Below are 10845 nucleotides of genomic sequence, written 5' to 3' on the forward strand. Positions count from 1 at the left end.
GACGGGTTGGTTGGGGCTCTTGGTAATTTTTTTTGTGTGGGTTGGCGCCCTGCCCCCGGGGGGGGTTTATGGGGCCCCTAATGGGGGGTTTGCGGGGAGGCCGGTGAAGTGCCCTCACCCCAACCCCTCTCCCGCAGGCGGGAGAGGGGCTCAAGCCGTCAGGCGGCGCGACGCAAGGATTCGGCCAGCGACTCGATGCTGGCGGCCTTGGGTTTGACCAGCCAGAACTTGCCGACGTAGTCGCGGAACTCGTCGAGGATCTGCTGCGCCCAGATGCTGCCGGTCAACTCGCGATGGCGGCCGATCAAGGTGTGCAGGTGCTGGCGATGGTTCTCGAAGCCTTCGGTCGAGATGCGGTGGATGTCGATCAGCTCATGGTTGTAGCGGTCGACGAAATCACGGTCGACGTCGAGTACATAGGCCAGGCCACCGGTGAAACCGGCGCCGAAGTTCAGGCCGACCTTGCCGAGCACTGCCACCACGCCGTCGGTCATGTACTCGCAGCAGTGGTCACCGGCACCTTCGATCACCGCCAGCGCACCGGAGTTGCGCACGCCGAAGCGCTCGCCGGCACGGCCAGCAGCGAACAGCTCGCCACCGGTGGCGCCATACAGGCAGGTGTTGCCGATGATGGCGGTGTTGCGTGCCTCGAAGCGGGCGCCGCGCGGCGGACGTACCACCAGGCGGCCGCCAGCCATGCCCTTGCCGACGTAGTCGTTGGCTTCGCCTTCCACTTCCAGGTTCAGGCCGCCGACGTTGAATGCGCCGAAGCTCTGCCCGGCGGTGCCGCGGAAGCGCAGGTTCAATGGTGTTTCGCTCATGCCGTGGTTGCCATGCGCGCGGGCGATGGTGCCGGACAGGCGCGTGCCAACCGAGCGGTCGGTGTTGTGGATCAGGAAGCGGTGCTCGCCGCCCTGCTTGTTGGCGATGGCATCGGCGAGCAGGTTGTCCATCTGCGTGGCCAGGCTGTCCGGCGACTGGTACAGGCGCTGCGCGGCGCAATGCGCGCCGTCGTAATGCGCAGGCGCGAGCAGGCGCGACAGGTCGACCTTGACGCCTTCGCGCGGCGACACTTCCAGCTGCTGCAGCAGATCGGTGCGGCCGACGATCTCATCCAGCGAACGCACGCCCAGGTACGACAGCCACTCGCGCACTTCCTCGGCCAGCAGGCGGAAGAAGTTCTCCACGCGTTCCGGCAGGCCGGTGAAGTAACCCGCGCGCAGGCGCTCGTCCTGGGTGGCGACGCCGGTGGCGCAGTTGTTGAGATGGCAGATGCGCAGGTACTTGCAGCCGAGCACGATCATCGGCCCGGTGCCGAAGCCGAAGCTGTCGGCGCCGAGCAGTGCGGCCTTGACCACATCCAGGCCGGTCTTCAGGCCACCGTCGGTCTGCAGGATGGTGCGGCTGCGCAGGTCGTTGCCGACCAGTGCCTGGTGCGACTCGGCCACGCCCAGCTCCCACGGCACGCCGGCATAGCGGATCGAACTGATCGGCGAGGCACCGGTGCCGCCGTCGTGGCCGGACACGGTGATGAGGTCGGCACCGGCTTTCACCACACCCGCGGCGATGGTGCCGACACCGGCATGCGAGACCAGCTTCACCGACACCAGCGCTTCCGGATTGACCTGCTTCAGGTCGTAGATGAGCTGCGCCAGATCTTCGATCGAATAGATGTCGTGGTGCGGCGGCGGTGAGATCAGGCCGATGCCGGGCTTGGCGTAGCGCAGGCGCGCGATCAGCTCGTTGACCTTGTGGCCGGGCAGCTGGCCGCCTTCGCCGGGCTTGGCACCTTGCGCGACCTTGATCTGCAGCACCTCAGCATTGACCAGGTATTCGGCGGTGACGCCAAAGCGACCGGAGGCCACCTGCTTGATCTTGGAACGCTTCTCGGTGCCATAGCGGGCGGGATCTTCGCCGCCTTCGCCGGAGTTGGAACGGCCGCCGAGGCGGTTCATCGCGATTGCCAAGGCTTCATGCGCTTCCGGCGACAGTGCGCCCAGTGAAATCGCAGCGGTATCGAAACGCTTGAACAGCGCTTCGGCCGGTTCCACTTCGTCCAGCGGCACCGGCGTTGCTGCCGGCTTGAGCTGCAGCAGATCGCGCAGCGCCGATGTCGGGCGCGAATGCACCGCGTCCATGTACTTGCGCCAGTCTTCGGCATCGCCGGTGCGTGATGCGCGCTGCAGCGTCATCACCACGTCCGGGTTGTACATGTGGTATTCGCCACCGTGCACGTACTTGAGCAGGCCGCCTACTTCCGGCTGCGCCAGATCGTTCCAGGCACGCACGGTGAGCTCGCGTGCTTCGGTATCCAAGCGTGCAAGGCCCACGCCGCCAATGCGGGCAGCGGTATCCGGGAAGCACAGTGCAACCACGTCCGGGTCGAGGCCGACAATCTCGAACAACTGCGCGCCGCGATAACTGGCAATGGTGCAGATGCCCATCTTGGAGATGATCTTGCTCAGGCCCTTGTAGATGCCCTTGCGGTAGCTGCGGCCGATCTGCGAGACCTCACCGCCCTTCTTCAACTGCAGGATGCCGCGCCGGCCCAGGTCGAACAGCGTCTGGTAGGCCAGGTACGGATACACCGCGGTGGCACCAAAGCCCAGCAGGCAGGCCATGTGGTGCGCGTCGCGGGCGGTGCCGGTTTCCAGGATCAGGTTGACGTCGCAGCGCAGGCCAACCTTGGACAGATGATGATGCACGGCGCTGGTCGCCAGCAGTGCATGCACCATCGGCCGATCAGCAACCGGGTAACGATCGGACAACAGCAGCATCACCACGCCATCGCGTGCGGCCTGCTCGCACTCGGCGCAGATGCGCTCGATGCCGGCCTTCAGGCCCTCCTCGACGCTGTAGGACAGGTCGATCAGGCGATTGCGCTCGACGTACTGCTCCATCTTCAGCAACTGGCGCAGCTTGCGCTGGCTCAGCACTGGCGAGTTGAGGATGACGTGGTTCACCGTCTCCGCACCGGCATGGAAGATGTTGGTCTCCTTGCCGAGCTGGGTGGTCAGCGACATCGCGCATTCTTCGCGCAGCGGATCGATCGGCGGGTTGGTGACCTGCGCGAAGGCCTGGCGGAAGTAGTCATACAACGGACGGGTGTGGCGGCTGAGCACGGCGATGGGTGTGTCATCGCCCATCGAGCCGGTGGCTTCCTGCCCGGTTTCGGCCAGCGGCCGCAGCACCTGCTCCAGTTCCTCGGTCGAGAGCTGGAACAGCTTGTGGTAGCTGCGCAGCGTCGCCTCATCGAACGGTTCCTCGGCCAGCGAGGGATCGATCAGCTCGGTCTGCAGGTAGGTCACGCCCTGGTGCAGCCACTGCTTGTACGGCGCACGTGCACGGTTGATGCGGTCGATGGCTTCGGAATCGAGCAGATCGCCGCGCTTGAGGTCGATGGCCATCATCTGGCCCGGACCGAGCTTGCCCTTGCGCACGACGCGCTCGGTCGGCACTTCCCACACGCCGGCTTCGGAGGCGACCAGGAAGTGGCGATCGGAAGTCAGCATCCAGCGCGCCGGGCGCAGGCCGTTGCGGTCCAGGGTGCAGGCGGCATAGCGGCCGTCGCAGGCAACGATGCCGGCCGGGCCATCCCACGGCTCGCTGTTCAAACCGTAGAACTCGTAGAACGCAGCGAGGTCGGCGTCCTTGAATTCCAGCGACTGGGTTGCAGGCGGCACCAGGATCCGCAGCGCCTGGATCAGCTCCATGCCGCCGGCCACCATCAGCTCCAGCATGTTGTCCATGCTCTGCGAATCAGAACCGTGCATCGAGATCACCGGGTCGAACTCGGCGATGTCGAACTTCGGCGTCTTCCACACCTTGCTGCGCGCCTGCGCCCAGTGGCGGTTGCCTTCGATGGTGTTGATCTCGCCGTTGTGGGCGAGCATGCGGAACGGGTGCGCCAGCGGCCAGCGCGGCATGGTGTTGGTGGAGAAGCGCTGGTGGAACACCACCACGCTGGATGCCAGTTCGTGGCGCTGCAGGTCCGGATAGAAGGTGCTCAGCTTGTCCGGCAGCACCATGCCCTTGTAGCTGATGGCTTCGGCGCTGAGCGTGGTGACGTAGTAGTCGGCGACATCGCGCAGGGTCTGTTCGCTGCGACGGCGCGACATGAACAGCGCCAGTGCGAATTGTTCGGCGCTCTGCTCGATGTCGGCATCGACGAACACCTGTTCGATTTTCGGCAGCGTGTCGCGTGCCAACTGGCCACAGACACTGTCATCGGTGGGCACTTCACGCCAACCGCGCGGATGGCAGCCGGCGGCGTGCAGTTGTGCATCCAGTTCGGAGCGACATCGCTGCGCAGCGTCAGCATCGTGCGGCAGGAACACAACTCCGGCGGCGAAGTTGGGGCCGAGCACGATGCCAGCCTCTTCGGCCAGCTGGCGCAGGAACACGGTGGGCTTGCGCAGCAGCAGGCCGCAGCCGTCGCCGGTGAGACCGTCGGCGGCAACACCACCGCGGTGGGTCATGCGCGACAGGGCGGCGATGGCGGTATCCACCAACAGGCGCGATGGCTGGTCGTCGAGCTGGGCGACCATGCCGAAACCACAGGCGTCGCGTTCGTCTTGCGGGTCGTAAAGCCCTTGCGGGGTGCGGACTGCCATCTGTGCCTCGATGCGATTCAGGTGAGCGGCGACACTCCTGCCCGCTCGCTGAGCACGTCATGCACATCAGATGGATCGCGTCGTGCTGTTGGGGTAAGACCCGACGTACGCCGTTGCGGCGTATACGCCTGATCCAAGCGCCCTCGCGCCCACCCAATGGACGCAACGTGCTCTACCTGGAGCGCACCTTGAGGTCACCGGATGGCTCGACTAAATCACAGTTGCTGCAGCGCCGCAATACATCGTTGCGAGCGCAACCAAAGCCTTGCCCAGCAAGGCTTTGGCGCTGCCAATTCAGCCGCAGCGGACGCCGCTGACCGTGCCCTTTTCATCAAGTTCGATGTTCAGGCGCTCGCCGATGAACTCCATCGTGACCGGCTGGTTGGGTTTGAGTACGCGCACATCGGTGGCGCCGGCATCTTCCTTGGCCTGGGCCTGCATGGCATCGCTATAGGTCTGGCCGACCAGACCCTGCACCTGGCTGGCGTCGCAGGCGCCCGGCGGCGGCGTGGCTTCAGCGGGCGCAGCGGCGGCTTCAGCGGCCTGCTGGGATTGGTTCAGTGCCTCATCCTGTTCTTCCGGGGCCGGCTTTGTGCAGGCGCTCAGGGCCAGCATCAGTGCAGCGGTGGCAATCAGGGCGGCGGGGCGGCGCAGGGCGCGCGGCGTCGACGGGAATTGCATCGGAACTCCAAGCTATTGAGGGACGACCCAAGCATATCGCCAAGTGAGGACGTGTTGACGCTGCGTCGCACCAGATTGCGAGACACTCCCGCGGAGCTTTGTCTATCGGGAATGGGAAGATCGCAGTACCCGGAAGCAACGCCGCAGTCGGCGCTGTTCAACGATGCAGCTACATGGGCTGCATGACGCGCTGCGACTTCTGCAATGTCAGCCGCAACGCAGCGCCGTGATGTTGTTGGTGCGACCCACTTCGATGGTCAGACGCTCGCCACCGCTGCTAGGTGGGGTGGCGCTGTTGATGTTATCCCCGCTGCCGCGCACCACGTGTACCTGCAGGCTGTCGCTGTCCACGCGCGCGCGCTCCACTGTGCCGGGAGCTGCCGCCAGGCCGACCGCGCCGCGCACCATGTCGCTATGGCATTGACCGGAGATGACGCCGTCGATGGGCTGCACCTGATTGACCTGGGCGGTGCTGCAGGCAGTGGCGACGATGGCGCTGAAACTGGCGGTGACCAGCATCCGATACATGGCGGACTCCAGGCAGGGGTGTGCATGCAGGGTGCTGCCGCAGGTGTAAGAGCGGGATGAAAAGTTGCTTTCTGGTGCGTGACGCAGCGGATCCACTCCCTCCCTTTCGCGTAGCGAAGGGGAGGGTTGGGGAGGGGTGCGCTTCGCAACAAAGCCAAACAACACGCACAAGCAATGGCCAAAGCCACCCCCTCCCAACCTCCCCCTTGGCTGCGCCAAAGGGGAGGAGCAAAAGCTCCCTCCCTTTCGCGTAGCGAAGGGGAGGGTTGGGGAGGGGTGCTCTTCGCAACAAAGCCAAACAACGCGCACAAGCAACGGCCAAAGCCACCCCCTCCCAACCTCCCCCTTGGCTGCGCCAAAGGGGAGGGGCGAAAGCAGTTCATTCCTCGCTGATAATCCACCCAGCAATCAACGCAGGAAGATCCGATGTCACAGCAGGAAAGCTGTCGTGTTCTGGTGTTGGGCGGTTACGGTCATTTCGGCGCGCGCATCGTGCGTGCGCTCGCGATCACGCCAGGCATCAAAGTCATAGCTGCGGGCCGCAACCCAGCGCAGGCTGCGGCGCATCTGCCCGGTGTGGATCTGACGACCATCGAACTGTGCAGGCTGGATACCGCCGCAGCTGATTTCGAAGCGCAGCTTGCAGCTACTCGAGCGGCACTGGTCATCCACACCGCCGGTCCTTTCCAAGGCCAGGGCTACGATGTGGCACAGGCCTGTTTACGTGCCGGCATGCACTACGTCGATCTCGCCGACGGTCGCGATTTCGTCGCGGATTTCCCGCAGCAATTGCAGGCCCTGGCCGAACAGACACAACGAAGTGCGATCAGCGGCGCCAGTACCTTGCCTGCGCTCTCAAGTGCGGTCGTGGATGCACTGGCCCCGCAGTTCGATCAGCTGCATAGCATCGACATGGTGATCGCACCCGCACAGGCCACGCCGCTGGGCATGGCCACGGTGCGCGCGGTGTTGTCGTATTGCGGCAAGCCGTTCGAGTGCTGGGTGGATGGGCGCTGGCAGACGGTGATCGGCTGGGCCGATCCGCAGCCGGTGCGCTTCGCCCGCATCGGCCCGCGACTGGCCTCGCCCTGCGATGTGCCAGATCACACGCTGTTGGTGCAGCGCTATCCGGGCGTGGCGACGGTGCGCTTTCGCGCGGCGCTGGAGTTGAAGTTCCTGTCGCGTTGCCTGGCGACGCTGGCCTGGCTGCGCCGGCATGGCCTGCCATTGCCGATGGAAGCGCTGGCCGGCGTATTCGCCCGGGCCGGTCGCTGGTTCGATCGCTTTGGCACTGATCTTGGCGGCATGCGCATCACCCTGCGTGGTCAGCGTGATGGCCTGCAGCACACCGTGCATTGGGACCTCACTGCTCCAATGCTGCACGGCCCGGAGATTCCCACCCTTGCAGCCGTGCTGCTGGCTCGCCGCTTTGCCCGTGGTGAGGCGCTACCGACTGGTGCCCATGCCTGTCTCGGCCTGCTCACTCTGGCCGAGTTTGAAAGCGAGTTCGCGCGCTGGCAGATCGACAGCGCAGTCAGCTGAATCATTCAGCCCGACAGCGGTCAGGGTGTCATCCGGGCTATTGACTACAAATGTAGGCAGATCTACCGTGACGACAAATGTAGTCACGGAGACGGTCATGCGCCGCAAGACCATCGGGGACCAGGAACTGGCCCTGTTGCAGTACATCGGAGAGAACGAACCCACCAGCGTCGGCGAGGTAGCCGCACGCTTCGGTGAGGCCCGCGGACTGGCACGCTCCACCGTGCTGACGATGATGGAGCGCCTGCGTACCAAGGGCTATCTGCAGCGCGAGCAGGACGAGGGCGTGTACCGCTACAGCTCCACCGCCGAGCAGCAGGACGTGGTCAACGGCGCGGTCGGCAGCTTCGTCGAGAAGACCCTGCAGGGCTCGATCTCGCCGTTCGTGGCGTGGATGTCGGAGAAGGCCGAGGTCAGCGACAACGAACTGGCCGAACTGGAAGCGCTGGTCAGCAAGCTGCAGTCGCAGCGCCGGGAGGACTGAGCCATGTCGATGACGCTAGAGTTGTTGGGCAGCCGCTTGCTGGCGACCAGTGTGCAGACCGCGCTGTTGGCGGGCCTGGTGTGGCTGCTGTGCCGGTACGTGCGACGCCTGCCGGCCAGCACCCAGTGCGCGCTGTGGTGGCTGGTGGCGGTGCAGGCCGTGGTTGGCCTGTTCTGGGCGTCCCCGCTGGAGTTGCCGCTGCTGCCTGCCGTCGATGCTGCACCGATAGTGGCGCAGGCTGCGGCCACCGCTGCACCGGTGACTACCGCGCCGCTGATCGTGATGCAGCCCTTGCCGGTGGACAGCAACTGGTCGTGGAGCCTGGTGCTGATGGCGATGTGGGCGGCCGGCGTACTGGTGATGGCATTGCGCACCGCGCTGGCGTATCGCGCCAGTCGTGCCCTGCTGCGTTCCGCACAGCCCTGCCACGATCACAAGCTCAACGCCGCGCTTGCGCTGGCCGCCGATGCGCATGGCCTGCACCGCGCACCGCGCTTGATGCTCAGCACTGCGATTGATTCACCGCAGCTGATTGGCCCATGGCGTCCGGTGCTGCTGCCGGCGCGTGGCCTGCAGCGCATGGGCGACGACCAGCTGGACATGGCTCTGACCCACGAACTGGTGCATCTGCAACGCCATGACCTGTGGTTGGGTCTGGTGCCTGCGCTTGCTCAGCACCTGTTCTTCTTCCACCCGGTGGTGCACCTGGCCGCCCGCGAATACGGCATTGCCCGCGAAGCTGCGGTGGATGCCGCGGTGGTCGCCGGTGACCGGCACTGCCGTCAACACTACGGACGCCTGCTATTGCAGTTGGGCGTTGCTCCCCGGCCGGGCGCTGGTTTGGCCAGCGCGTCGCCGACCTTCCTCAGCCTCAAGCGGAGATTGCTCATGTTGCAGGACACTTCTTCCTTCCCGCGCGTCGGTGCGGCCTTGATCATCGTTGCCGTTGCCCTGGTCGGCGTGGCACCGCTGCGGCTGGTGGCGATGCCGGCACCGCCCGCGCCGCCCGCACCGCCGGTGCCTGTGGCCGCACCCGCCGCGCCGGTTGCGCCAACTGCACCGGTTGCACGTTCGGTGACACGCACGGTAGTTGCCGGTGCTGCGGTACCCGCCGCACCGCCTGCGCCGCCAGCACCACCGGCGTTGGTGGTGCCACCCGCACCGCCTGCGGCCCCGCCCGCACCCGCTGCACCATTGCGTACGCAAGGCGTGATCCACCTTTCCAGCAACCAGAACGCTGATGGTTATGTGCTGATCAAGGGCAACCACAACGTCATGAATGGCAGCGTCGCCGACCTGCGCGAAGCCAAGCAACTGGATGACGGCAAGGGCGTGCTGCTGGTACGCCGTGATGGCAAGCGCTATGTGGTGCGCGATGCGGCAACCTTGTCGCGCTTTCAGCAGCTGTATGCCGAAAGCGTGCGTCTGGGTGATGCCCAGGGCCGCCTGGGTGACCGGCAGGGAGCATTGGGCGACCGCCAGGGGCAGATCGGTGAGCGCATGGGCGAGATCGGCGCACGGATTGGTGAGCTGGCGAGTGAGCAGGCGGAGCTGGCACTGAGTTCGGGTGAACGTACTGCCGCACAACGTCGTGCATCTGAAGAGGCACGCCGCAAGCTGGAACAGGCCCGCGAGGAAATGGAGAACCCGGCGATGCGTGCGGAGATGGAAAGCCTGGCCGCGCAGCAGAGGGAATTGGGCAAGCAGCAGGCCGAGCTGGGCAGGCAGCAGGCGGCGGCCAGCGCCAAGGCCAATCGTGATGCCGAGCAGATGATCCGCGAAGCGATCAGCAGCGGAATTGCGCAGCCGCTTGGTGGTTGATGTTCTGGGAGGGTTTGCTGGGGCTTGGTTTTAGGGCCGGAGCAAAAGCACCCCTCCCCAACTTTCCCCAACCCTCCCCTTCGCTTTCAGCGAAAGGGAGGGAGCAGAGCTTGGCCCCCTCCCTTTGGCGTAGCCAAGGGGAGGGCTGGGGAGGGGTAGGCTCTACAAGCAACGCCTGACGAGCAACTGAAACTCAGCGCTCCGCCTCCAACGCCAATTCCGCCCGTTCATCCGCTTCCGCCTGTACCAGGCGCAGGAACAACAGCGCCAAGGTCACCACGTCCTGATGGTTGTGTTCGCCAACACGGCGCAGGTTGCGCGCGCTGCCGCCGCGTAGATAACTCAACCACGCCGCTGGCGCTTCCGAACCCGGCAAGTCATCCTCGCGAGCGATCAGCAGCAACTGCCGCTCGATGGTCGCAAGCCGGCAGTTTTCCCAGGTGCCGCGATAGCGACGGCGGGTCGGGAACAGCAGGTCCACGTGATCCAATGCGGAAATCGGATCACCGCGCCGCGCCAGCCGGTAACGCGTCTTCAACAACGGCGCGTCATAGCAGCGGCCGTTGTAGCTGGAAAGCACGGTGCTTGGTGACAACCAGCTGGCGAACAACTCCAGCATCGCGCTCTCCGCGCCTATCGTCGACATCAGCAGCTGGCGCACGCGCAGGCCTTCGCCGCGCGCTGCATCGTGATGCCAGTCGGCGGCGCCGATCATGAAGGCGCGGGTACCGGTGCCGCCGGCCAGGCCGGTGGTCTCGGTATCGAAGAACAGCAGGTCGTGTGGCGCGACAGATTCCTCAGGACGCTTGCTGAAAGCCAACGACAGCGGTTGCGTTGGAATCGCCTGCGGGATGAAGGTTTCGATCAGGTGCAGTCCGGGCGCGATTTCGGTGCCGGGCAGATCGCGATCAACCGGGCCGCGTTCGACGGGTTGTGCAGGAGCGATGGCGCGGTTGCGTGTTGCCAACAAACGTCGCAGCGCGGCGCCGTCCTGTGGCGCTGCGGGTTTGTGCTGGATCTGATCGACCCAGCCGAATACGGAGGATTCCTGCTTCGGCTTTTGTAGGAGCGGGGGGGGCGGGCGGGCCCCTGCCCCGCGGCGCACAAGGCGCCGCCCGCGCGCCACCGCCCGGCACGGGGGCGCGGGCGCCGGCCCGCCCTAGAAGGGCGGGGGGG

At 65.6% G+C, this 10845-nt stretch carries 6 protein-coding genes and 1 pseudogene; 3 read left to right on the forward strand and 4 right to left on the reverse strand.

Features of this window, described 5'->3' with window-relative positions:
* Positions 1-158: 158 nt before the first annotated feature.
* From gltB to ACVOMF_RS18895, 3 genes are all read right to left on the reverse strand, one after another.
* Entirely contained in the window at positions 159-4613 is a 4455-nt protein-coding gene (gltB, locus tag ACVOMF_RS18885) for a glutamate synthase large subunit (protein WP_481510632.1), read from the reverse strand.
* A 294-nt stretch (positions 4614-4907) separates the two neighbouring features.
* Entirely contained in the window at positions 4908-5294 is a 387-nt protein-coding gene (locus ACVOMF_RS18890; RefSeq protein ID WP_481510633.1) for an I78 family peptidase inhibitor, read from the reverse strand.
* Between the two features lie 207 nt (positions 5295-5501).
* Entirely contained in the window at positions 5502-5822 is a 321-nt protein-coding gene (locus ACVOMF_RS18895; RefSeq protein WP_481510634.1) for a hypothetical protein, read from the reverse strand.
* A 426-nt stretch (positions 5823-6248) separates the two neighbouring features.
* On the opposite strand from ACVOMF_RS18895, the gene ACVOMF_RS18900 reads away from it, so the two are divergent.
* The 3 genes from ACVOMF_RS18900 (at position 6249) to ACVOMF_RS18910 (ending at position 9669) form a co-directional block, all read left to right on the forward strand.
* Entirely contained in the window at positions 6249-7364 is a 1116-nt protein-coding gene (locus tag ACVOMF_RS18900) for a saccharopine dehydrogenase family protein (RefSeq protein WP_481510635.1), read from the forward strand.
* Between the two features lie 97 nt (positions 7365-7461).
* A complete protein-coding gene (locus ACVOMF_RS18905; protein WP_282266187.1) occupies positions 7462-7848 on the forward strand; it encodes a BlaI/MecI/CopY family transcriptional regulator in 387 nt (128 codons plus the stop codon).
* 3 nt (positions 7849-7851) lie between these two features.
* Positions 7852-9669, forward strand: a complete 1818-nt coding sequence (locus tag ACVOMF_RS18910; RefSeq protein WP_481510636.1) for a M56 family metallopeptidase — start codon at positions 7852-7854, stop codon at positions 9667-9669.
* A 193-nt stretch (positions 9670-9862) separates the two neighbouring features.
* Here ACVOMF_RS18910 and ACVOMF_RS18915 read toward each other — a convergent pair.
* Positions 9863-10828, reverse strand: a pseudogene (locus tag ACVOMF_RS18915) (ribonuclease H-like domain-containing protein); the annotation flags it as partial.
* Positions 10829-10845 lie beyond the last annotated feature (17 nt).

The sequence above is a fragment of the Stenotrophomonas sp. STEN022 genome (assembly GCF_056760155.1).